Origin of the sequence: Mesorhizobium sp. NZP2234 (assembly GCF_013170765.1) — a bacterium.
Taxonomy (GTDB): domain Bacteria; phylum Pseudomonadota; class Alphaproteobacteria; order Rhizobiales; family Rhizobiaceae; genus Mesorhizobium; species Mesorhizobium loti_D.
In genome coordinates, this window is record NZ_CP033364.1 from 3,990,580 (window position 1) to 4,012,380 (window position 21,801).

The following is a 21,801-nucleotide window of genomic DNA, read 5'->3' on the forward strand; positions in this document are numbered from 1 at the left end:
GGTCCTCCCGAGTGCAGAAGTCTGGCCAAATTCAGAAAAATCAGACCGTCGTGGTTTCGCCGACCGGTTTTGCCATGTCGACCAGTACCCATCCTGGCCTGCAAGGGTTGGGTCGGTGACCCGTTTCGCGATAGCCGTAAGCGAGATAGAGCGCGATGTTCCGTTGCATTTTCGCATTGGTGTAGAGCCGTATCTCCGGCAGGCCCCACAAGCGCGTCTGCTCGTCGGCGTGTCTCAGCAATGCGATACCGAACCCCTTGCCCTGGAAGGCGGGCGACACAGCGACGGAGAAGATCATCGCGTGATCCTCATGCCGCTCCAGCGTGATCACTCCGGCAAGTTCGCCGCCGCTCTCCAGCAGCCAGACCTCGCCGTTGGCGATGCGCGGCGCATAGTCCTCGGTCACCGGGATCGGCGGCGCGTCGAGTATCGCGTTGTAGGGAGCGTAGGCTGCTTCCGTCAGCTTGACGATCGCGGCGAGATCTTCGGAGCGCGCAAGCCTCATGATTGATCCATTCCAGCGGCAGCGGCGATCATCTTTTTCATGCCGGCAGCCATAGCCGCGACCGTGGCGCGGCTGGTTTCGCCCAGGCCATGGCGCTCGGCGATCCAGTGCGGATCATTGTAGGACAGCCAGATCTTGCCGTCCTCATCCTCCCAGGCCAGCGCCTTCAACGGCAGGTCGATGCCGGCAAGTTGCCTGTCCTGCATCAGTGGTGTGCCACCTCTGGGGTTGCCGAAAATCAGCAACTCTGTCGGCCGCAGCGAGGCGCCGACATCGCGTGCGCCGGCTGCATGATCGATGCGAGTGAACACATGCAGTCCGGATCGCTCGATCGCCTCGGCGAGGCGATCGATGGTTTCGGTCACGCCAAAACGGCTCTGGGCCGTGATGAGACCATCCTCCGCCATCACTCAGCCGCTTCGCGCTTGCCTCCGGGGCGCCGCTCCAGCAATTCCTTGAGGAATTGGCCGGTGTAGCTGCGCTTCTCGCGCACGATCGCTTCCGGCGTGCCCGAGGCAACCAGTTCGCCGCCGCCGTCGCCGCCTTCGGGACCGAGATCGAGCACCCAGTCGGCGGTCTTGATCACTTCGAGATTGTGCTCGATGACCACCACCGTATTGCCTTGGTCGACCAGTTCATGCAGCACTTCCAACAGCTTGGCGACGTCGTGGAAATGCAGGCCGGTGGTCGGCTCGTCGAGAATGTAAAGCGTCTTGCCGGTCGCCTTGCGCGACAATTCCTTGGCCAGCTTGATGCGCTGCGCTTCACCGCCCGAAAGCGTCGTCGCCTGCTGGCCGATATGGATGTAGCCGAGGCCGACCTGCTTCAGCGTGTCGAGCTTGTCGCGCACACCGGGCACGGCGGCAAAGAAATCGACACCTTCCTCGACCGTCATGTCGAGCACGTCCGCGATCGACTTGCCCTTGAACAGGACATCGAGCGTTTCGCGGTTGTAGCGCTTGCCGTGGCAGACATCGCAGGTGACGTAGACGTCGGGCAGGAAGTGCATCTCGATCTTGATGACGCCGTCGCCCTGGCAGGCCTCGCAGCGGCCGCCCTTGACGTTGAAGGAGAAGCGGCCGGGCTGGTAGCCGCGCGCCTTGGCCTCCGGCAGGCCGGCGAACCAGTCGCGGATCGGCGTGAAGGCGCCGGTATAGGTGGCGGGGTTCGAACGCGGTGTCCGCCCGATCGGCGACTGGTCGATGTCGATGACCTTGTCGAGGAATTCGAGGCCCTCGATGCGATCATGCTCGGCCGGATGCTCGCGCGAACCCATGATGCGGCGCGAGGCCGCCTTGAACAGCGTCTCGATCAGGAAGGTCGACTTGCCGCCGCCCGACACGCCGGTGACGGCGGTGAAGGTGCCGAGCGGGATTTCAGCGGTGACGTTCTTCAGATTGTTGCCGCGCGCGCCGACGATCTTCAGGCGCCGGTTTTTTTTCGCCTCACGCCGAACACCAGGGGTGGCGACCTCAAGCGCGCCCGACAGATACTTGCCGGTGATCGAATTGGGGTTGGCCATCACCTGCTGCGGCGTGCCCTGGGCGATGATCTCGCCGCCATGGATGCCGGCCGCCGGTCCCATGTCGACGACATAGTCGGCATGCAGTATGGCGTCCTCGTCATGCTCGACGACGATCACCGTGTTGCCGATGTCGCGCAGGTGCTTCAGCGTATCGAGCAGGCGCGTGTTGTCGCGCTGGTGCAGGCCGATCGACGGCTCGTCCAGCACATAAAGCACGCCGGTGAGGCCGGAACCGATCTGCGACGCCAACCGGATACGCTGGCTCTCGCCGCCCGACAGCGTGCCGGAATTGCGCGACAGCGTCAGATAGTCGAGCCCGACATCGTTGAGGAAGCGGAGCCGTTCACGGATTTCCTTCAGCACCCTGACCGCGATCTCGTTCTGCTTGTCGTTGAGCTGGGCCGGCAGGTCGGTGAACCACTGGTCGGCCTTGCGGATCGACTGTTCGGTGACTTCGCCGATATGCTTGCCGCCGATCTTCACCGCCAGCGCCTCGGGCTTCAGCCGATAGCCTTTGCACACGGGGCAGGGCGTCGCCGACATGAAGCGCTCGATCTCCTCGCGCATCCAGGCGGATTCGGTCTCCTTCCAGCGACGTTCAAGATTGGGAATGACGCCTTCGAAGGTCTTGGTGGTCTTGTAGGAGCGCAGCCCGTCATCATACTGGAAAGTAACTTCCCGCTCGCCGGTGCCGCGCAGGATCGCGTCCTGTGCTTCCGCGCTCAAATCCTTGAACTTGTCGCCGAGCTTGAAGCCGTAAGCCTTGCCCAAGGCCTCGAGCGTCTGCACGTAATAAGGCGAGGTCGACTTCGCCCACGGGCTGACGGCGCCGTCGCGCAGCGACACGTTCTCGTCGGGTACGACGAGATTGGGATCGATGGCGCGCTGGCTGCCGAGGCCATCGCAGGTCGGGCAGGCGCCGAACGGATTGTTGAACGAGAACAGGCGCGGCTCGATCTCGGGAATGGTGAAGCCCGACACCGGACAGGCGAATTTTTCCGAGAACAGGATGCGCTCATGCGTCTCGTTCTTCGACTTGTTCACCGAATCCTCGCCGGTCTGGCTGGAATCGAGCGGCTTGTCGGCGAACTCCGCCACCGCCAGCCCCTCGGCGAGCTTCAACGCTGTTTCGATGGAGTCCGCGAGGCGGGTTGCCAGATCGCCACGCACCACGATGCGGTCGACGACGACGTCGATGTCGTGCTTGTATTTTTTATCGAGCGCCGGAACATCGGCGATCTCGTAGAAGACGCCGTCGACCTTGACGCGCTGAAACCCCTTCTTCTGCAGTTCCAGGAGTTCCTTGCGGTACTCGCCCTTGCGGCCGCGCACGATCGGCGCCAGCAGGAACAGGCGCGTGCCTTCCTCGAGCGCCAACACCCGGTCGACCATCTGGCTGACCGTCTGGCTCTCGATCGGCAGGCCGGTGGCCGGCGAATAGGGCACGCCGACACGGGCAAACAGCAGGCGCATATAGTCGTAGATCTCGGTGACGGTACCGACCGTCGAGCGCGGATTCTTCGAGGTGGTCTTCTGCTCGATGGAGATGGCAGGCGACAGGCCGTCGATCTGGTCGACATCCGGCTTCTGCATCATTTCGAGGAATTGCCTGGCATAGGCCGACAGGCTCTCGACATAGCGGCGCTGGCCTTCGGCATAGATGGTGTCGAAGGCGAGCGACGATTTGCCCGAGCCGGACAGGCCGGTCATGACGATCAGACTGTCACGCGGCAGGTCGAGATCGACGTTCTTGAGATTGTGTTCGCGCGCCCCGCGAATGGAAAGGAATTTATGGTCGGCCATCGCCGGTCGCCGCCTCAGATCTGGAATTCGTGGGATTGGCGGGATTTTCCCGGCCATCCCCTATGTAGGTGTTTTTGCCGCCACGTCGAGAGACGCCACAATTCCCGACAGAAGTCGTTTAACCGCCTTTCGCGCGAACGGGCAAGCGGAAAGAACAAAGGCTGAACACGCTCCTGACAAAGCTGTGCAGAAACTGACCGGGACGTAACCTCCCTTCGATCACATTTTTCCGTAACCGGCTATTGATGGTTGACGCAGCCCGCTCACGGGAGCAGTCTCGTGCAGTCAGCGAAGCCGGCCGTCTTTCGATGGCCTCGCCGCCCCAAGGCGGCCTGCGAGACGCCGCAGGCATTTGCGATTTGCGCTTCGCGACGGCAATGTCGCAACGGACACAGGAGCGGAGCATGACGCCACCGGATAGTCCCCAAGGGCTCCACGTCTCGTTGGAGCCGCGGCAGGCATAAGTGCCAGGGTTTAGCGTTTGCGCCACCCGGCAAACCGTGACTTGCCGTATTCCCTAAAAATCAGAGACTGCCAGTCGGATCGTCGGCTGACGCCGCGAAGCATCCGAAATCAAACGCCGGCAGTATACTCCCGGCAAAAAATGGATTTGAGATCCAGAAAAGCCCCGTCCGTTTGCCCAAGGCACGGCGGGGCTGTTCTTTTGAGGAAATGGCTGAACTGGCCCTGGCGGAGGGCTGCTCACCTCGGGGGCTTAAACCCACCCGTGGCCATATCGACCGTGATGCTGCCGGAAATCCTGACATCGGTATCGCCGATCTTGAACGTGCCGTTCCCGTTGCTGGGGAACGCATCGTCCGGTTCCGGCTGGGGAGCCGGCTTGGCGATGCGATAATCGCCGGCCACGCCGGGCAGGGCGCCTTTCTTTGCCTGCGCTAAGCCGTCGTCGGCGAGTGCCATGCCGCTCACCAGGCTGGCGAAAGTGAACACCACGGCGGCGATGACGCGATGCGACGTCCTGGGCGAATAAGTGTCGATCATCCCCGGATTATAGGGACGAGCCGTCCCCGGAACCAGACCGGTGTCGTCAAATCTTCGACATGTGGCGGGACTCCGATCTGGCTTGCGCTTACGCCGCCTTTTTGCGCGTATCGAAAACGTGGTCGACAATGCCCCATGCCTGGGCCTCGCGGGCGGTCATGAAATGGTCGCGGTCCAGCGTGCGTTCGACCTCCTCATAGCTGCGGCCGCAATGCTGGGCATAGAGTTCAGCCATATGGCGTTTGGTCTTGCCGATCCGCTCGGCATGGCGCTGTATGTCGGAAGCCTGGCCCTGGAAGCCGCCCAGCGGCTGATGCAGAAGGATGGTGGCGTTCGGCAGCGCGATGCGGCGTCCCGGCGTGCCCGCCATCAGCAGGAACGAACCCATCGAGGCGGCAAAACCCATGCACACGGTCGATACCGGGCAGCTGACATATTGCATCGTGTCGTAGATGGCAAAGCCGCTGGTCACCACGCCGCCCGGCGAGTTGATGTAGAGCGAGATCTCCTTGTCGGGATTGTCCGACTCCAGCGACAAAAGCTGCGCGCAGACCAGCGCCGAGACGTCGTCGTTGATCTCGCCATTGATGAAGACGATGCGCTCGCGCAGGAGCCGCGAGAAAATGTCGAAGGCGCGTTCGCCGCGGCTCGATTGCTCGATCACCATCGGCACCAGACTGGCAATACCACTCATTTTCTTCTCCGATTTCCGTGTTCAGGCCGCACGCGGCACAAGGCGCGGTGTGTTCGCCGCGATGGGCTTTGCGGCCCCGCGCAGCCCGAGCGAAAGCCGGCAGCCGGCACCCGCCATGACAACGGCAGGCATCGCCTTGCGGGAAAATCCGTCATGGACGATGCGCAGATGCGTGCCGCCGGAAACTGTTCGGGCGAGCGTGAAGGTGACGACGCTGTCGAGTGGATCCTGGCGCGCGGCGCCGCCCGCCTGCTCTCGCCAGGAATAGCGCAGCAGGCGTTCGGGCTCGGCGTCAAGGATTTCGCACTCGATCACAGCGTCCGTCGCGGCGAAGGCAAAACGGTTGCCGATTTCCGGCGTGATGTCGTTGGGCATCATCCAGGCGGCGAGCAGTTCCGGCACCGTCAGCGCTCGCCAAACCTTTTCCGGCGGCTCCGCAAGGTCGTATTCGAACTCGAGCACATCCGAGGCGGCTTCGCTTTGGCTTTCGGCGTTCATTGATCCGACTTCCTTCACTGATCCATGTCCTTCAAAACCGTCTTCAACCTTTCGATGCGCTCCGGCCAGAAGGTCCGGTAGCGTTCGATCCAGGAGAGCAAGGGGGCAAGCCCCTGCGGATCGGCGCGGTAATAGGCGTTGCGGCCGGCCCGCCGCTCGACCACGAGGCCGGCGCCGCGCAGCACCGCCAGATGCTGCGAGACGGCCGGCTGCGACACAGTCAGGCCGCTGCGCAATTCCGACACGCTCATCTCGCTCGTCGCGAGGCGCTCGAAGACGGCGCGGCGTGTCGGGTCGGCCAGGGCGCGGAAAATCTCTGCTTCGATCATGAGAAAAGCATAAGTCGATACTTATTGATTTGGCAAGCGCTGTTTTGAAACCCATATGAAAGCTCCGGGCATTGCTGCCATTCCTTGACAATCAGCAGCAGTGCATATAGGAACGAAAAGGGAACAAAAACCTTGTGGGAAAAGCCAGCCTTAGCAGGCGGCGGACGTGCGCAGCCTGTAAGGTGCTGCGACAAAAATTTGTTTCGGATGAGCGCGGAGAAAAAACATGGCGGGTAGCGTCAACAAGGTCATTCTGGTCGGCAATCTTGGCGCGGATCCGGAAATCCGTCGCCTGAACTCGGGCGAGCCGGTCGTGAACATCCGCATCGCCACGTCGGAGAGCTGGCGCGACAAGAATTCCGGCGAGCGCAAGGAAAAGACCGAGTGGCACAATGTCGTCATCTTCAATGAGGGCATCGCCAAGGTGGCCGAGCAGTATCTGAAGAAGGGCATGAAGGTCTATGTCGAGGGCCAGTTGCAGACGCGCAAATGGCAGGACCAGACCGGCGCCGACAAGTACACGACGGAAGTCGTGCTGCAGAAATTCCGTGGCGAACTGCAGATGCTCGACGCGCGCGGCCAGGGCGAGGGTGGCCAGGTCGGCGGTTATTCCGGTGGCGGCAGCAGCCGTGGTTCCGATTTCGGCCAGTCCGGCCCGAACGAAAGCTTCAACCGTGGCGGCGGCGCCCCCAGGGGCGGCGGTGGCGGCGGTTCGTCGCGCGAGCTGGATGACGAGATCCCGTTCTGATCGATAGCAATGCCGAACGGCTGACGTCGCCAGATGGCTGACGTTACGTGATCGATACGCCCCGAGGGTCCTGATGGACTTTCGGGGTTTTGCGTTGTTGATTGGCCTGACAGCAGGCGCGATCTGGGACTGAAAGGATAGGACGGTGAAGGCACGGGTAAAGTGGGTCGAGGAGCGCACCTTCGTCGGTGAGTCCGGCAGCGGTCACAAGCTGGTGCTGGGAACGGCATTCGGACCTGAAGGCAAGACTCCGGGGCCGAGCCCGATGGAACTGGTGCTGATCGGCACCGGCGGCTGTTCGGCCTATGATGTCGTGCACATCCTGGAAAAGGGCCGTGAGGCGGTTGAGGACTGCGTGGTCGAGCTCGATGCCGACCGGGCCGAGACCGAGCCAAAGGTGTTCACGCGCATCCACATGCATTTCATCGTCAAGGGCAGGGCGCTCTCGCCCGACAAGGTCAAGCGGGCGATCGACCTGTCGATCGAAAAATACTGCTCGGCCTCGGCGATGATGGCCAAGACGGCCATGATCACGCATGATTTCGAGGTTGTAGACACGTCGGCGAAGTAAGGCAGTAGGGGGCTGCCGCTCATCCCGCCATCAATGCCTTGATGCCGTCGGCCACGAACTGCACGGCCAGCGCGGCCAGGATGACGCCGAGCAGGCGGGTCAGGATCGAGCGGCCGGTCTGGCCGAGGATGCGGTCGATGCGTTCAGACAGCACGAACACCAGATAGGTGATGGCCAGGCAGACGAAGATGATGCCGACGAGTGCTGCCTGCGCGGCAAAGCCCTGAAACGAGCCGGAGAGCAGCACGGTCGCCGAAATCGCGCCGGGGCCTGCGATCAGCGGGATCGCCAGCGGGAAGGCGGCGATGTTGTGGATCATGTCCTTGGTGATGGCGACGTCGCCGATCTTCTCCTTGCGGTCCTGGCGACGCTCGAACACCATTTCGAAGGCGATGAAGAAGAGCAGAAAACCGCCGGCAACGCGGAAGGCCGGCAGGGTGATGCCGAACACCGACAGGATGGAGGCGCCCGCAACCGCGAACAGCGCCATCACCAGGAAGCCGATGACCGAGGCACGCACCGAAACCTGCTGGCGCTCCTCGCGGTTCATGCCGCGTGTCACGGCGAGGAACAATGGCGCCAGCCCGGGCGGATCGATGGTCACGAGAATGGTGACGAAGGCATTGAACAGGCTGTCGAAACTCGGCATCGCTGATCCCTCCCGCCGGGCCGAGCCCGCTCCACATTGGTAGAGCAAAGCCCGGCCGGTGGAAACAGTCAGGACCGCGAAAGCACGGGCTCCCGGCAAGGCTAGCCGGCGGCGTCGCAATAGGCCTCCAGGCGATAGCCGTCCGGGTCCACGACAAAGGCGGCATAGTAATTTTCACCATAGTCGGCGCGCAGACCCGGACCGCCATTGTCGCTTCCGCCTTCGCGCAACGCACCGGTATGGAAGGCATCGACGCTGGCCCGCGTTGGCGCGGCGAAGCAGAAATGCAGGCCGGATTTTCCGTCCGCCGGCACCGGCCGTGCCGCCTCGTTGACCCATAGCGCGACGCTGTGGGCGCCATAACCGAGCGAACCCGGTGACTGGCTGAGACAGCTGTAGCCGAGAGGCCTCTGCGCTGCGTCATAGAAGCGCTTCGAGGCATTGCTGTCGCGAAAGCCGATCGAAATATGGTCGAACATGGTTTTCTCCATTGGTACAACGTGTTGCGGCGTCATCTTGCAGATTGACGGCGCGCCAAGAACTCGACTTCGAGGTGCCAGTCCGCGCCGTCGTGCGAGCGCTCGCCGAGCCATCGAAAGGAGTTCTCGGTGATCCGCGAAAAACTCCAGCGCAGCGAGGAGCCGGTGCCGTCGGCGCCGAGCTGCACGATCGTGTCGCCCTCGGCACGGCCGAGCTGGCGGCTGAAATACGTGTTGCGTGGATCGCTCCAGAAGATGTGCCAGGCGTCCGCGCCGGGATCATAGACCCGCAGCGTCGTGCCGTAGAATGTCCACTTGCCCAGGGAAGGCTGGGAACCGCTGTTCCGCGCGGGCAGGATCCAGACATCCTGGATGGCGCGGCCTTCCAGCACCCAGCCGAAATGCACCTCGCCGCGTCCGGTCAGCACGGTGCCGTCCTCAAGGTGGCGTGAGGCGTCGAAGGTCCAGGCGCCGACGAAGCGGCCGTAAAGGTTCAGTTTTTCGGCAAGCCCGACCATCGGTCCGGGACTGTGCAAGGCTTCGGCGAAGGGGTCGAACATGGCTGCGGCCTCTTTCTGTCAGGAGACCTGGAGGAGTAGGCGCTGACGGGGTTCTGGGCTTGGGAAAAATTGCTATATTTCGGCCATGACGGCGACGACCCGCACTCTTGCATCCGGACCCGGCTGGCACGTCGCGGACGTGATCTGCACGGCCGGTGCCGGCGACCGGCCGTTCGAGGAGGCCCATCAGGATTTCTGCGTCGCGGCGGTCACCAGCGGCACGTTCCGCTACCGCGCGCGGCAAGGCACCGCCATGCTGTCGCCGGGCGCATTGCTGCTCGGCAATCCCGGTACATGCTATGAATGCGGGCACGAGCATGGCAGCGGCGACCGTTGCCTCTCGTTCCATTTCGGGCCGGCCTATATGGAACGGATCGTCGCCAACGTGCCGGGCGCCCGAACCCTCACCTTCGAGGCGCCGCGCCTGCCGCCCTTGCCGGCCTTGGCACCGCTGCTGGCCGAGGCGGAAGCCGCGCGCGACATGGCCGATAAGGATGCCTTCGAGGAACTTTCCCTGCGCTTCGCGGGTGCCGCCGTGGCCACGGTTTCCGGCGCCACGCCTGTCCTGCGCACGCCAAGCCGCCGCGATCAGAAACGAGTGGCGGAAGCGGTGCGGCGGATCGAGCTGGATGCCGACGGGCCGGTTTCGCTGTCCGCACTGGCGGATGGGGCGGCGACCAGTCCCTATCATTTCCTGCGCATTTTCCGGCAGGTTGCCGGCATGACGCCCTACCAGTTCCTGCTCAAGACCCGGCTGCACCGGGCGGCGGTGCGGCTGCGCCTGTCGGACGATGCGATCTCGGCGATAGCCTTCGACGCCGGTTTCAACGACCTGTCGACTTTCAACCGCCGGTTTCGACGCGTCATGGGCGAGACGCCACGCGATTATCGCGCCCGCCGGTCAGACAGCACCGGCATGCGGGTGCCTCGACGGAGACAAGCTCAATCCGAGGTCGGTCCGCACCAGCCCGGCAGATAGTCCGCGTCCTTGCCCTTGGCGAGCGTCAACGCCTCCTTCATCGCCTTGTCGAAATTCTTCGCAACCGCATTGCGATCGATGCGCCGGCGAAGGAAATCCGCCCAGATGAATTCGCTGAACGGCGTCGTGTCCTTGGCGAAGCCGCCTTGCCGGCGCAACTCGCCGGCCATGCTTCTATAGGGATCATCGATCAACTCGCCGATTGTCTTTGGAATTGCCGAGTAGTCGCGGCGGCGGCCGTTCTCATCGAACGGGTGCATCCAGCCTCTGTTGTCGAGCACGAAAAGAAACGCGTCCTTGTCAAGCGCGGACAGGTCGCTGATCACGGTCACTAGCACGTCCTTGACGCCTTCTTCGAGCAGGGCGCGAGCGAGGTGATGGTGATCGGTGACGTAGTTTCGATTTTTGGGACCCAATACGACGGGCACCATGTGTCTGCCGAGAAAAGCGCCGGTCTTCTTCTTGGCGTCCTGTTCCCGGATCATCTGGCGTTTCAACGCAACTTCCCGCATGCCGACCGTTATCTGCGTCGGCCGCAAGTCCTCGACGGGAACCGGCGTGACAATGGGTTCTCGGGGGTCGATCATGGCACTCCATCCTGTTCTTGCTGCTGCTGTTGCCCCGGACCAAGTGATTTGATCGCCGCGTCGACGCTGTGGAATATGTGTTTCGTGCCGACCATTTCAGCGATGCCGAACCGCGCCAGGGCCGCCTGGGCGCGCAGCGATTCCAGACGCGCGATTGCAAAGACCGCGCCCGCCTTGCGGCAATGAAGGATGGTGTCGATCAGGGCCTGGGCGGCGGTGTAGTCGATTTCGACGATATTGCTGGCCTCCAGCACGACCAGTTTCACTGTTTCGTTCCTGGCATCGACGAGATCGCAAAGGCCGCGCTTGAAACGGTCGGCATTGACGAAGGACAGCGGCGCCTGGAAGGCCGCGACCAGAACGCCTGGGAGCTGCTCGCCGGCACCTGGCTTGCCGGGCGGCCACCAGACGGAGGTCCCCGGCACTTGTTCGAGCTCGATCGGCTGCGTCTGGGTTGCGCTCCAGATCCCGTGCAACAGCGACAGGCCGATGCCGACTGCCACGCCGGTCTCGATAGGTAACACGACGATCGCCGCCATCGTGATCAGGATCAAGGCGAATTCGACCGGCGCCTGCCGGTAGACGCTGGCGAACACCTTCCATCGCAGTATGTGCTGGGCAACGAACATCAGGACGCCGGCAAGGGCTGCCTGCGGAACATTGGCGAGCAGACTGCCGCCGAAGGCGCCGAGCGCCAGCACGATGGCCGCGGCAATGAGGCCGGACAGTTGCGAGCGGCCGCCCGACTGGGAAACGATTGCCGTGCGCGGCGGGCTGGCGTTGACGGCAAAGGCGCCGAACAGGCCGGACGCGATGCTGCCGGCGCCGGCGCCGACGAAATCGCGGTTGACGTCGGGTGCATCGTCCGGTTGCGAGGCAAAGGAACGCGAGGTGGCGGCCGTCTGCACCATGACGACGATGGCGATCAGCAGAGCCAGCGGAACGAGCGCCTGCACATCTTTGAGGCCGGCCTCCGGCAAGTAGGCTCGCGGCAGACCGTTTGGCAGCGCGCCAAGCACCTCGACGCCGCGATCCCCGAGGTCGAAGGCGACGACCGCAAGCGTGGCAAGCACCATGCCGATCAGGGCGCCAGGGATGCGGGCGCTGATCCGTTCCGAGCAGAACACGATCGCGAACACGCCGAGGCCGAGCCCGAGGGCCCAGGGATTGGTGAGATGGAGACTGCCGGCAATCTCGCCGATACGCCGCAAGGTCTCACCGCTCTCGGCAGGCAGGCCGAGCAGCCCTGGCATTTGCGAGACGATGATGTGGACGGCGATGCCGGCCAAAAAGCCAGTTGTGACCGGCACCGAGAGGAGATCGGCGATCCAGCCGAGGCGAAAGATGCCGCTCAGCGTCACGATCGCCCCGACCATCAAGGCCAGCATGGCTGCCAGGGCCAGATAATGCGGCGAGCCGGATGTGGCGAGCAGCGCCAGGCTGCCGGCAAACAGTGGCGTGATGGTCGAATCCGCTCCAACCGAGAGGTGGCGATTGGCGCCAAACAGGGCAAACGCCACCGAACCGGCGACAAAAGCGAAGAACCCGACCTCGGGAGCAAAGCCGCCGAGCCGGGCCGTTGCCATCTGCTCGGGAATGGCGATCGCGGCCAGTGTCAAACCCGCGACCAGATCGCCATTGAGATCCCGAGGCTGCCAGCCGCTCAACGCTCGCAAAGGCAGCCAGCGGCTCCGATTCATCGTACTTGCGGCTTTCGCTTGGGGAAATCGGTCCATTGCCGGCTTTTGCCTTGTGGCGGCGAAAAGCGTTGTGGCCATATCGTCGCAATCAGCGGTATCCTTTTGAAATTACCACCAAAAATGACACTGGAAAAGTGCCGCTAACATTGGAGTTTCGGCTGCGCTTCCTATATAAGCGGTCAGTGATTCCTGATTAGATTGTGATCCGATTTGACCGACCAAAAGACACCGCGCGGCGCCGACGGCGGCCCTACCGGCATCGAGCCCATCTCCATCATCGAGGAGATGCAGAGCTCGTATCTCTCGTACGCCATGAGCGTGATCGTCAGCCGTGCGCTGCCCGATGTGCGCGATGGCCTGAAGCCTGTCCATCGCCGCATCCTCTACGCGGCGCATGAGAGCGGCTACCACTGGAACCGCAAATATGTGAAGTCGGCGCGCCCGGTGGCCGACGTGATGGGTAAATACCATCCGCATGGCGACGCCTCGATCTATGATGCCTTGGTACGCATGGCGCAGGATTGGTCGCTGCGCGTGCCGCTGATCGACGGGCAGGGCAATTTCGGCTCGATCGACGGCGATCCGCCGGCGGCGATGCGCTACACCGAGTCGCGGCTGACCAAGGTCGCGCATGAACTGCTGGAGGATATCGACAAGGACACCGTCGATTTCCAGGACACTTATGATGCCTCGGACACCGAGCCGAAGGTCCTGCCGGCGCGCTTTCCCAATCTGCTGGTCAATGGCTCCGGCGGTATCGCCGTCGGCATGGCCACCAACATCCCGCCGCACAATCTTGGCGAAGTCTGCAATGGCGCCATCGCCGTCATCGACAATCCGGCGATTGACCTGCCGGCGCTGATGGAGATCATTCCGGGCCCTGATTTCCCGACCGGCGGCATCGTGCTCGGCCGTTCCGGCATCTACAGCGCCTATTCGACCGGCCGTGGCTCCATCGTGATGCGCGGCAAGGTCAACATCGAGCAGCGCGGCAATGACCGTGAATCGATCATCATCACCGAGGTTCCCTACCAGGTGAACAAGGCCTCGATGATCGAGAAGATGGCCGAGCTGGTGCGCGACAAGCGCATCGAGGGCATTTCCGACATCCGTGACGAAAGCGACCGCCAGGGCTATCGCGTCGTCATCGAGCTGAAGCGCGACGCCGTCGCCGATGTCATCCTCAACCAGCTTTACCGGTTCACGCCGCTGCAGTCTTCTTTCGGCGCCAATATGGTGGCGCTGAATGGCGGCAAGCCGGAACTGCTGACCCTGACCGACATGCTGAAGGCGTTCGTCTCCTTCCGCGAAGAGGTCATCACAAGGCGGACGAAATTCCTGCTGCGCAAGGCGCGAGACCGCGCGCATGTGCTGGTTGGTCTCGCCATCGCCGTTGCCAATATCGACGAGGTCATCAAGCTGATCCGCACCGCGCCGGATCCGCAGACGGCGCGCGAGCAGTTGATGGAGCGGCGCTGGCCCGCGGGTGATGTCGAATCGCTGATTCTTCTGATCGACGATCCGCGCCACCGCATCAACGAGGACGGCACCTACAATCTCTCCGAGGAGCAGGCGCGCGCCATTCTTGAGTTGCGCCTGCAGCGCCTGACCGCGCTCGGCCGCGATGAAATCGCCGACGAGTTGAACACGATCGGCGACGAGATCAAGGACTACCTCGACATCCTGTCGTCGCGCGCGCGTGTCCAGCAGATCGTCAAGGACGAACTCGCCGCAGTGCGCGACGAGTTCGGTACGCCACGCCGCACCGAACTCACCGACGGCGGCGCGGACATGGAAGACGAGGACCTGATCCAGCGTGAGGACATGGTCGTGACGGTGAGCCACTCCGGCTACATCAAGCGCGTGCCGCTGTCGCTGTACCGGGCGCAGCGCCGCGGCGGCAAGGGCCGCTCCGGCATGTCGACCAAGGAAGAGGATTTCGTCACCCGGCTGTTCGTGGCCAACACGCATACGCCGGTACTGTTCTTCTCTTCACGCGGCATCGTCTACAAGGAAAAGGTCTGGCGGCTGCCGATCGGCAATCCGCAATCACGCGGCAAGGCGCTGATCAACATGCTTCCGCTGGAGCAGGGCGAGCGCATCACCACGATCATGCCGCTGCCCGAGGACGAAACGAGCTGGGGCGAACTCGACGTGATGTTCGCCACCACGCGCGGCACCGTGCGCCGCAACAAGCTGTCCGATTTCGTCCAGGTCAACCGCAATGGCAAGATCGCCATGAAACTGGAGGAGGAAGGCGACGAGATCCTCGGCGTCGAGACCTGCACCGACAATGACGACGTGCTTTTGACCGCGAGTTCCGGCCAGTGCATCCGCTTCTCGGTCGGCGACGTGCGCGTGTTCCAGAGCCGCAACTCTGTCGGCGTGCGCGGCATCACCATGGCCGAGACCGACCGCATCATCTCCATGTCGGTGATCGAGAGTGTCGATGCGTCGCCGGCCGAACGCGCCGCCTATCTCAAGCGGGCAGCAGCCGAACGGCGGCTTGCCGCCGGTATCGCGGCCGGCGAAGAGGAAGAAATCGCGCTGACCAATGAAGAGGTCGGCGAGGAGACGGAGCTTTCCGACGAGCGCTACGAGTTCCTCAAGGCGCACGAGCAGTACGTGCTGACGGTTACCGAATACGGCTACGGCAAGCGCTCGTCTTCCTACGATTTCCGTCTGACCGGACGCGGTGGCAAGGGCATCCGGGCCACCGACGTGTCGAAGGCGGCCGAGATCGGCCGGCTGGTGGCGACCTTCCCGGTCGGGAATGACGACCAGATCATGCTGGTGTCGGATGGCGGGACCGTCATCCGGGTGCCGGTCAACGGCATCCGTTTCGCCAGCCGCGCCACCAAGGGCGTGACCATCTTCAATACGGCTGAGGGTGAGAAGGTGGTTTCTGTCGAGCGGATCTCGGAGCCGCAAGCGGACGAGGAGAGCGAAGAGGCCGTCGAGGGTGGCGTAGAGTCCGGTCCGGTGACGGCTACTGGCTCGGATGGTCCCGAGTAAGTCCTGGACCGGTTTTTGACATAGCAACGCCGGCCCATTGGCCGGCGCGGCAGGAAGTCTGGAATGACTTAGTAGTGACGATACGGCTTGCGCGGGCCGAAGCCTTCGAAGCGCTTGACGGTTGCCTTGACGCGGACGCGTTGTGCCTCTTGATGCAGCCCGAAAACGGTGGCGATCAGCATGGCGACGGTCATTGCGGTGGCGAGCATGTAGATCAGCATTTGCGTGTTCTCCTGCGCCTTACAACGGATAGATGGGATTTTGGTTTCATCTTATTAAGGTGCAATCTAATGAACGCTGCGTGAAGGCTTGGTGATCAGCTTGTTCATCTGTCGTTCATGCGCCGGAAAAGGTTCACGGCCCGCCCGCCATCGGGTTTGCCTTTGTGAGAGAGGCTCGCTAGAGCCTGTTCCATCTTGGTGGACTGAAGATGAAACAGGCTCAAGCTTTCATTTGAGCATGATCTCCAGGACAAACGAAAAACCGTTTGTCCGCAAAAACCGGTTTCCACTTTTTGGGATCATGCATTAGAAGCTCCGCCATGACCGAACGCATCGCCCTTTATGCCGGCTCCTTCGACCCGCTGACCAACGGCCATCTCGATGTGCTGAAGGCGTCGCTGGCGGTTGCCGACATCGTCTATGCCGCGATTGGCATTCATCCCGGCAAGAAGCCGCTGTTCTCCTTCGAGGAACGGGTCCAGTTGATCGAAGCCGCCACGAAAGCCGAATTTGGCAGCGATGGCGCCCGCATCCGGGTGGTCGCCTTCGACGGGCTTGTCATCGATGCTGCGAGGAAGCAGGGCGCCTCGATCATGATCCGCGGGCTACGCGACGGTACCGATCTCGACTACGAGATGCAGATGGCCGGCATGAACGAGACCATGGCGCCTGAATTGCAGACGGTCTTTCTGCCCGCCAGCCCGTCGGTGCGCACCATTACCGCCACACTTGTACGGCAGATAGCCTCGATGGGCGGCAACATCCGCCCCTTCGTGCCGGCGGCAGTTGCTGGCGCGCTCACCGCCAAATTCGCGAAATAAGCCTCGGAGAAAATACATGCAGCTGAAAAGGCTCGCCTCGTTCCTTGTCGTGCTCGCCGGTCTTTTGACCGCTTCCGTTTCCGCCTATGCCGCCGATCCCGAAAACACCATGATCATCACGCTGAAGGACGGCGACGTCACGATCGCGCTGCGGCCCGACCTGGCGCCCAAGCATGTCGCGCAGATCAAGAAGCTCGTGCGTGACCATGCCTATGACAATGTCGCCTTCCACCGCGTGATCGACGGCTTCATGGCGCAGACCGGCGACGTCAAGTTCGGCAACATGAAGAAGGGTTTCAACTCGCAGGCCGTCGGCACCGGCGGTTCGGACCTGCCGGACCTGCCTGCCGAGTTCTCTCAGACCGAGCACTACAAGCGCGGCGTGGTCGGCATGGCCCGCTCGCAGGATCCGAACTCCGCCAATTCGCAGTTCTTCATCATGTTCGCGCCGGCGCCGCCGCTCGACGGCCAGTACACCATCGTCGGCAACGTCGTCAGCGGCATGGAACTGGTGGACAAGATCAAGAAGGGTGACGAGGCCGACAACGGTACGGTTACCGACCCGGACCGGATGATCAAGGTGCGCATCGCCGCGGACAAATAATTCTGTTTTTTGAGAAAAAGGATATCTGACATGGCTGAGATCAAGGACCGCGAGAACGCGCTCATCCTGGAAACGACCAAGGGCAAGGTCGTCATCGAACTTTTCCCCGACCTGGCTCCGGGCCATGTCGCCCGCATCAAGGAACTGGCCAGGGAAGGCGCTTATGACGGCGTGGTCTTCCACCGCGTCATCGACGGCTTCATGGCGCAGACAGGCGACGTGAAGTTCGGCAATTCGAACAAGCCGACCTTTGCTCCTTCGCGCGCGGGCATGGGCGGTTCCGACAAGCCGGACCTGAAGGCTGAGTTCTCCAACGCCAACCATGGCCGCGGCACCTGCTCGATGGCGCGTGCGCAGAACCCGAACTCTGCCAATTCGCAGTTCTTCATCTGCTTCGACGATGCCGCTTTCCTCAACCGCCAGTATACGGTCTGGGGCCAGGTCATCGAAGGCATGGACAATGTCGACAAGATCAAGCGCGGCGAGCCGGTTGTCGATCCCGACAAGATCGTGTCGCTGAAGGTCGCGGCGGACGTCAAGTAAGGCGAGACGACAATGATGGGCGTCGTCTGGTCGCTTCTCGGCATCCTGTCCGGCGCCTTCATTGCCATTCAGGCCCCGATCAATTCGCAGCTGGCGCGCGGCCTGGGTCTCCCGGTCGCGGCCGCTGCCTTCTCGTTCCTGTCGGGCGCCATCGTGCTCGGCATCATCTCCGTCACGGTGGTGAAGCTGCAAGGAATCTCGCTCGACTGGAAGGCGCCGGCGCCGTGGCTGTTCGTTGCCGGCGGCATGCTCGGCGGATTCTATGTCACGCTCTCCACTATTCTCACGCCGCGCATCGGGGCCGCCGCCTTGATGGCGTTCCTCGTGGCCGGCCAGCTGCTGGCCGGCATGCTTATCGATCGCGTCGGCTTCCTGGGCGTCGCGGTGCGCGAGATCTCGCTAGGCCGGGTCGCCGGCGCGGTGCTGCTGCTGGTCGGGGCGCTGCTCGTCCGGCTCTACTGATGCGCGTCGATCTCTTCGACTTCGACCTGCCGGAAGAGCGCATCGCGCTCCGCCCGGCGGAGCCGCGCGACAGCGCCAAGATGCTGGTGGTCAAGCCGGGCGAAGAGCTTGAAGACCAGGCGGTTGGCGACCTGCCATCCCTGCTCAGGGCCGGCGATGTGCTGGTGTTCAACGACACCAAGGTCATCCCGGCGCAGCTCAAAGGCGTCAGGCGGCGCGGCGAAGCGGCGGCGCAAGTCGAAGCGACACTGCATATGCGCGTGGCGCCGGACCGTTGGCTGGCCTTCATGCGGCCAGGCAAGCGTATCGCCGCCGGCGACCGCATCCATTTCGGTCATGACGGCAATTCCTGTTTCCTGGGCCAGCTTGATGCCACGGTGATCGAGAGGGGCGAGGGCGGCGAGGCGCTGCTTGGCTTCGACCTGTCGGGGCCTTTCCTCGACGAAGCGCTGCAGGCCGTCGGCCACATCCCGCTGCCTCCCTACATCGCCTTGAAGCGCGACGACGACGAGCGCGACCGCGCCGACTACCAGACCATCTATGCAAGGGAGGAAGGCGCGGTCGCCGCCCCTACCGCGGGCCTGCATTTCACGCCGGAGCTTTTCGCGGCTCTCGACGCCAGGGGTGTCGAACGCCACTTCGTGACCTTGCATGTCGGCGCCGGCACGTTCCTGCCGGTGAAGGCCGACGACACCGCCGACCACAAGATGCATGCCGAGATCGGTTCGGTCAGTGAAGCGACTGCCGACGCGCTTAACGCTGCCAAGGCGAGGGGCGGGCGCATCATTGCCGTTGGCACGACCTCGCTACGCCTGCTGGAGAGTGCCGCGCGTGAAGATGGCACGGTGCCAGCGTGGTCCGGTCCGACCGACATCTTCATCACGCCCGGCTACCGCTTTCGCACGGCCGACATGCTGATGACCAATTTCCATCTGCCGCGCTCGACGCTGTTCATGCTGGTTTCGGCCTTCAGCGGTCTCGACACGATGCGTGGCGCCTATGCGCATGCCATTGCGAACCGGTACAGGTTCTACTCCTATGGAGACGCAAGCCTGCTTTTTCGAGCGGAGATGAGCGATGGACGATGATCTGCAAGCCCTCGATCGCGAAGGCCTGATCGCCGAAGTGAAAAAGCTGCGCGCCGGCATTCGCGCGCATCGCGACACGTCAGGCCATGATCTCTGCTGGCATCACCCGGATCTGTGGGACCTGCTGCCTGAAAAGACCGCGCCATCGATCGCCGTGCCGCCCTGGCCAAAATTCATGCGCGGCTGCGTGCAATACCGCCAGTCGCTCGACAGGCAGGCGCCTGAAGCGCCGGTTCATGACAAGGAATTCAATGGCTAAGCCGTTCAGCTTCAAGGTTCTGGCGACCGACGGCAAGGCGCGGCGCGGTGTCATCGACATGCCGCGTGGCGAAATTCGCACGCCGGCCTTCATGCCCGTCGGCACCGGCGGCACCGTCAAGGCCATGTATATGGAACAGGTGCGCGGCGTCGGCGCCGACATCATCCTGGGCAACACCTATCACCTGATGCTGCGGCCGGGCGCCGAGCGCGTGGCGCGGCTCGGCGGCCTGCATGAATTCGCCCGCTGGCCGCATCCGATCCTGACCGACAGCGGCGGTTTTCAGGTGATGTCACTGTCGAAGCTGAGGAAACTGACCGAAAAAGGCGTCACCTTCCGCTCACATATCGATGGCGCAGCCTACGAGATGTCGCCGGAGCGTTCGATCGAGATTCAAGGCCTGCTTGATTCCGATATCCAGATGCAGCTCGACGAATGCACGGCGCTGCCAGCTGAGTTGAAGGAGATCGAGCGCGCCATGGAGCTGTCGCTGCGCTGGGCCGAGCGCTGCAAGGTGGCGTTCGGCGACCAGCCCGGAAAGGCGATGTTCGGCATCGTGCAGGGCGGCGACAACGCGGCGCTGCGCGTGCGTTCGGCGCAGGCGCTGAGCGCGATGGATCTCAAGGGCTATGCGGTCGGCGGCTTGGCCGTCGGCGAGCCGCAAGCGGTGATGCTCGAGATGCTCGACATCACCTGTCCGGAGCTGCCTGATGACAAGCCGCGCTATCTCATGGGTGTCGGTACCCCTGACGATATCCTGAAATCGGTGGCGCGCGGCATCGACATGTTCGATTGCGTCATGCCGACACGGGCCGGCCGGCACGGCCTTGCCTATACAAGGCGCGGCAAGGTCAATCTGCGCAACGCGCGCCATGCGGACGACCCGCGCCCGCTGGACGAGGAAAGCGACTGCCCGGCGGCGCGGGATTATTCGCGTGCCTATCTGCATCATCTCGTGCGCTCGCAGGAGGCGCTTGGCGCGATGCTGCTCACCTGGAACAATCTTTCCTACTACCAGAAGCTGATGCAGGACATCCGCGCCGGGATCGAGACCGGGAGCTTCGAGACGCGTGGGGCCGAGATCACGGAGGGCTGGGCGAGGGGCGACATCCCCGTCCTGTAAAACCTCAAGTGCTCAGCGAATTCGACGCCCGCAAGCTGCAGCCTGTAATCTGGAACGTGCCGTCGGGCTGCTGCTGCAGTGTGTAGACGGCCTCGTAGTCCTTGCCGTCGGGGCCGACGATGAGCACCTGCTGTACAATTGAACCCGGGCCCGTCTGTTCGACCTTGCCGAAGGCATAGGACTGTGGCTTGCGCACCGGCGGGTAGCCATTGGTCACCATGTTCATGAAGGCATCGACGGTCGGGAACACCTGCTTCACGTTCGGGGCGGCGAAGCTGTAGGCCTTGGCGCCATCATTAGCGAGTAGGGCCTTCAACTGACCATCGATGACAGCCTGGCCTGCCTTGATTTCGGCATCGCCGGCAAAGGCCGAGGATATGAAGATGAATGGAATGACTGCGAATGCGAAAAAAGCGCGGCGCATGGCCTGTCTCCGTCGTTCCTCGGAAGGGTCCCTCAAAAATGATGTCTGAAGACCCACGATAACATACGCTTGGCGATGCATCCCGGTTTCACCGATTGCGAATATTCGCCACCGGAATGTCATGCCGGTTGCGGGACCGCGCGAGGCCGTGGCCAGTGCTCGTGTCGGCCAAGTACGGATTCCAATGCTTGAAAGGCCGCCTCCAGTCTGCCAGAAGGGCCGCTTGGACTTGGACGTTTAGCGGGACGAAGCCATGAAGGCGTTTTTCGTGCAGATCAAATGCGAGCTGGGCAAATCCTATGAGGTTGCCAGCGCGCTTGCCGATGCCGAGATCGCCTCGGAGATTTACTCCACTGCCGGCAACTATGATCTGCTCGCCAAATTCTATGTCGACGATGAGGAAGATGTCGGCCACTTCGTCAACGAGAAGGTGCAGATTCTCCCCGGCATCAAGGACACGTTCACGGTCGTCACGTTTCGTGCCTTCTAGCCGGGAATGTATTTGCCCGGGCGCGAGGCAAAGCCTGATCAAGGCCGTATTTCAGCTGCCTCAATTTTAGGCAGGCGCGACATACTGATCGCCCGGACCTCCCAAATCACCGATTGCGCTTG

26 protein-coding genes are annotated in these 21,801 nt (G+C 62.8%); 12 read left to right on the forward strand and 14 right to left on the reverse strand.

Annotation, left to right across the window (positions count from 1 at the left end):
- Positions 1–40: 40 nt before the first annotated feature.
- The 7 genes from EB230_RS19635 to EB230_RS19665 all read right to left on the reverse strand — a co-directional run bounded on the left by EB230_RS19635 (position 41) and on the right by EB230_RS19665 (position 6,356).
- Entirely contained in the window at positions 41–505 is a 465-nt protein-coding gene (locus EB230_RS19635) for a GNAT family N-acetyltransferase (protein ID WP_056576782.1), read from the reverse strand.
- A complete protein-coding gene (locus EB230_RS19640) occupies positions 502–912 on the reverse strand; it encodes a DUF302 domain-containing protein (protein ID WP_056576784.1) in 411 nt (136 codons plus the stop codon). Before EB230_RS19640 ends, EB230_RS19635 begins: the two co-directional genes overlap by 4 nt.
- On the reverse strand, positions 912–3,833 hold the full coding sequence (uvrA, locus tag EB230_RS19645) for an excinuclease ABC subunit UvrA (RefSeq protein WP_056576787.1): 2,922 nt from the start codon (positions 3,831–3,833) through the stop codon (positions 912–914). Before uvrA ends, EB230_RS19640 begins: the two co-directional genes overlap by 1 nt.
- 702 nt (positions 3,834–4,535) lie before the next feature.
- Entirely contained in the window at positions 4,536–4,835 is a 300-nt protein-coding gene (locus EB230_RS19650; protein WP_056576790.1) for a hypothetical protein, read from the reverse strand.
- Positions 4,836–4,923: 88 nt separating this feature from the next.
- Positions 4,924–5,529, reverse strand: coding sequence for an ATP-dependent Clp protease proteolytic subunit (locus EB230_RS19655; RefSeq protein ID WP_056576793.1), 606 nt, complete (start codon positions 5,527–5,529; stop codon positions 4,924–4,926).
- Between the two features lie 21 nt (positions 5,530–5,550).
- On the reverse strand, positions 5,551–6,027 hold the full coding sequence (locus EB230_RS19660) for an SRPBCC domain-containing protein (protein ID WP_056576796.1): 477 nt from the start codon (positions 6,025–6,027) through the stop codon (positions 5,551–5,553).
- A gap of 14 nt (positions 6,028–6,041) precedes the next feature.
- Positions 6,042–6,356: a metalloregulator ArsR/SmtB family transcription factor gene (locus EB230_RS19665; RefSeq protein ID WP_015317709.1), complete on the reverse strand. Its 315-nt coding sequence runs from the start codon at positions 6,354–6,356 to the stop codon at positions 6,042–6,044.
- A 226-nt stretch (positions 6,357–6,582) separates the two neighbouring features.
- On the opposite strand from EB230_RS19665, the gene EB230_RS19670 reads away from it, so the two are divergent.
- Together EB230_RS19670 and EB230_RS19675 are read left to right on the forward strand one after the other, a co-directional pair.
- Positions 6,583–7,104, forward strand: coding sequence for a single-stranded DNA-binding protein (locus EB230_RS19670; protein WP_056576800.1), 522 nt, complete (start codon positions 6,583–6,585; stop codon positions 7,102–7,104).
- A 145-nt stretch (positions 7,105–7,249) separates the two neighbouring features.
- Positions 7,250–7,675, forward strand: a complete 426-nt coding sequence (locus tag EB230_RS19675; protein WP_065005094.1) for an OsmC family protein — start codon at positions 7,250–7,252, stop codon at positions 7,673–7,675.
- A 19-nt stretch (positions 7,676–7,694) separates the two neighbouring features.
- On the opposite strand, the gene EB230_RS19680 is transcribed toward EB230_RS19675, so the two are convergent.
- From EB230_RS19680 to EB230_RS19690, 3 genes are all read right to left on the reverse strand, one after another.
- A complete protein-coding gene (locus EB230_RS19680) occupies positions 7,695–8,324 on the reverse strand; it encodes a MarC family protein (protein ID WP_010909625.1) in 630 nt (209 codons plus the stop codon).
- Positions 8,325–8,425: 101 nt separating this feature from the next.
- Positions 8,426–8,803 (reverse strand): VOC family protein, encoded by a 378-nt coding sequence (locus tag EB230_RS19685; RefSeq protein ID WP_056577415.1) that lies wholly within the window; start codon positions 8,801–8,803, stop codon positions 8,426–8,428.
- A gap of 32 nt (positions 8,804–8,835) precedes the next feature.
- On the reverse strand, positions 8,836–9,363 hold the full coding sequence (locus tag EB230_RS19690) for a hypothetical protein (protein ID WP_056576808.1): 528 nt from the start codon (positions 9,361–9,363) through the stop codon (positions 8,836–8,838).
- A gap of 85 nt (positions 9,364–9,448) precedes the next feature.
- On the opposite strand from EB230_RS19690, the gene EB230_RS19695 reads away from it, so the two are divergent.
- Positions 9,449–10,342 (forward strand): AraC family transcriptional regulator, encoded by an 894-nt coding sequence (locus tag EB230_RS19695; RefSeq protein WP_056576811.1) that lies wholly within the window; start codon positions 9,449–9,451, stop codon positions 10,340–10,342.
- Here the strand turns inward: EB230_RS19695 and EB230_RS19700 are convergent.
- Positions 10,306–10,929, reverse strand: a complete 624-nt coding sequence (locus EB230_RS19700) for a ParB-like protein (protein ID WP_056576814.1) — start codon at positions 10,927–10,929, stop codon at positions 10,306–10,308. The two genes, EB230_RS19695 and EB230_RS19700, sit on opposite strands and share 37 nt — an antisense overlap.
- Positions 10,926–12,629 carry a SulP family inorganic anion transporter gene (locus EB230_RS19705; protein ID WP_056576818.1) on the reverse strand — a complete coding sequence of 568 codons (1,704 nt, stop codon included), beginning with the start codon at positions 12,627–12,629 and terminating at the stop codon, positions 10,926–10,928. The genes EB230_RS19700 and EB230_RS19705 overlap by 4 nt, the downstream gene beginning before the upstream one ends.
- Before the next feature lie 210 nt (positions 12,630–12,839).
- Between EB230_RS19705 and gyrA the strand changes: the two genes are divergently transcribed.
- A complete protein-coding gene (gyrA, locus tag EB230_RS19710) occupies positions 12,840–15,644 on the forward strand; it encodes a DNA gyrase subunit A (RefSeq protein WP_056576821.1) in 2,805 nt (934 codons plus the stop codon).
- Positions 15,645–15,712: 68 nt separating this feature from the next.
- Here the strand turns inward: gyrA and EB230_RS19715 are convergent, their stop codons facing one another.
- Positions 15,713–15,865, reverse strand: coding sequence for a hypothetical protein (locus tag EB230_RS19715; protein ID WP_081294748.1), 153 nt, complete (start codon positions 15,863–15,865; stop codon positions 15,713–15,715).
- Between the two features lie 320 nt (positions 15,866–16,185).
- Between EB230_RS19715 and coaD the strand changes: the two genes are divergently transcribed.
- The 7 genes from coaD to tgt are packed head-to-tail and all read left to right on the forward strand — an operon-like array spanning position 16,186 to position 20,765.
- Positions 16,186–16,686 carry a pantetheine-phosphate adenylyltransferase gene (gene coaD / locus EB230_RS19720; protein ID WP_056576824.1) on the forward strand — a complete coding sequence of 167 codons (501 nt, stop codon included), beginning with the start codon at positions 16,186–16,188 and terminating at the stop codon, positions 16,684–16,686.
- Between the two features lie 16 nt (positions 16,687–16,702).
- Positions 16,703–17,290, forward strand: a complete 588-nt coding sequence (locus EB230_RS19725) for a peptidylprolyl isomerase (protein ID WP_056576826.1) — start codon at positions 16,703–16,705, stop codon at positions 17,288–17,290.
- Positions 17,291–17,320: 30 nt separating this feature from the next.
- Positions 17,321–17,833, forward strand: coding sequence for a peptidylprolyl isomerase (locus EB230_RS19730; RefSeq protein ID WP_056576829.1), 513 nt, complete (start codon positions 17,321–17,323; stop codon positions 17,831–17,833).
- A 12-nt stretch (positions 17,834–17,845) separates the two neighbouring features.
- A complete protein-coding gene (locus EB230_RS19735) occupies positions 17,846–18,295 on the forward strand; it encodes a DMT family transporter (RefSeq protein ID WP_056576832.1) in 450 nt (149 codons plus the stop codon).
- Positions 18,295–19,383 (forward strand): tRNA preQ1(34) S-adenosylmethionine ribosyltransferase-isomerase QueA, encoded by a 1,089-nt coding sequence (gene queA / locus EB230_RS19740; RefSeq protein ID WP_056576836.1) that lies wholly within the window; start codon positions 18,295–18,297, stop codon positions 19,381–19,383. Before EB230_RS19735 ends, queA begins: the two co-directional genes overlap by 1 nt.
- The gene (locus tag EB230_RS19745; RefSeq protein ID WP_056576839.1) at positions 19,373–19,642 is read left to right on the forward strand and encodes a hypothetical protein; all 270 of its coding nucleotides are present in this window, start codon (positions 19,373–19,375) and stop codon (positions 19,640–19,642) included. The genes queA and EB230_RS19745 overlap by 11 nt, the downstream gene beginning before the upstream one ends.
- Complete coding sequence (gene tgt / locus EB230_RS19750) at positions 19,635–20,765, forward strand: tRNA guanosine(34) transglycosylase Tgt (RefSeq protein ID WP_056576842.1); 1,131 nt, start codon at positions 19,635–19,637, stop codon at positions 20,763–20,765. The genes EB230_RS19745 and tgt overlap by 8 nt, the downstream gene beginning before the upstream one ends.
- A gap of 4 nt (positions 20,766–20,769) precedes the next feature.
- On the opposite strand, the gene EB230_RS19755 is transcribed toward tgt, so the two are convergent.
- Positions 20,770–21,189 carry a DUF4864 domain-containing protein gene (locus tag EB230_RS19755; protein ID WP_056576845.1) on the reverse strand — a complete coding sequence of 140 codons (420 nt, stop codon included), beginning with the start codon at positions 21,187–21,189 and terminating at the stop codon, positions 20,770–20,772.
- A gap of 253 nt (positions 21,190–21,442) precedes the next feature.
- On the opposite strand from EB230_RS19755, the gene EB230_RS19760 reads away from it, so the two are divergent.
- Positions 21,443–21,679, forward strand: coding sequence for an Lrp/AsnC family transcriptional regulator (locus EB230_RS19760; protein WP_010909609.1), 237 nt, complete (start codon positions 21,443–21,445; stop codon positions 21,677–21,679).
- Positions 21,680–21,801: the final 122 nt, after the last annotated feature.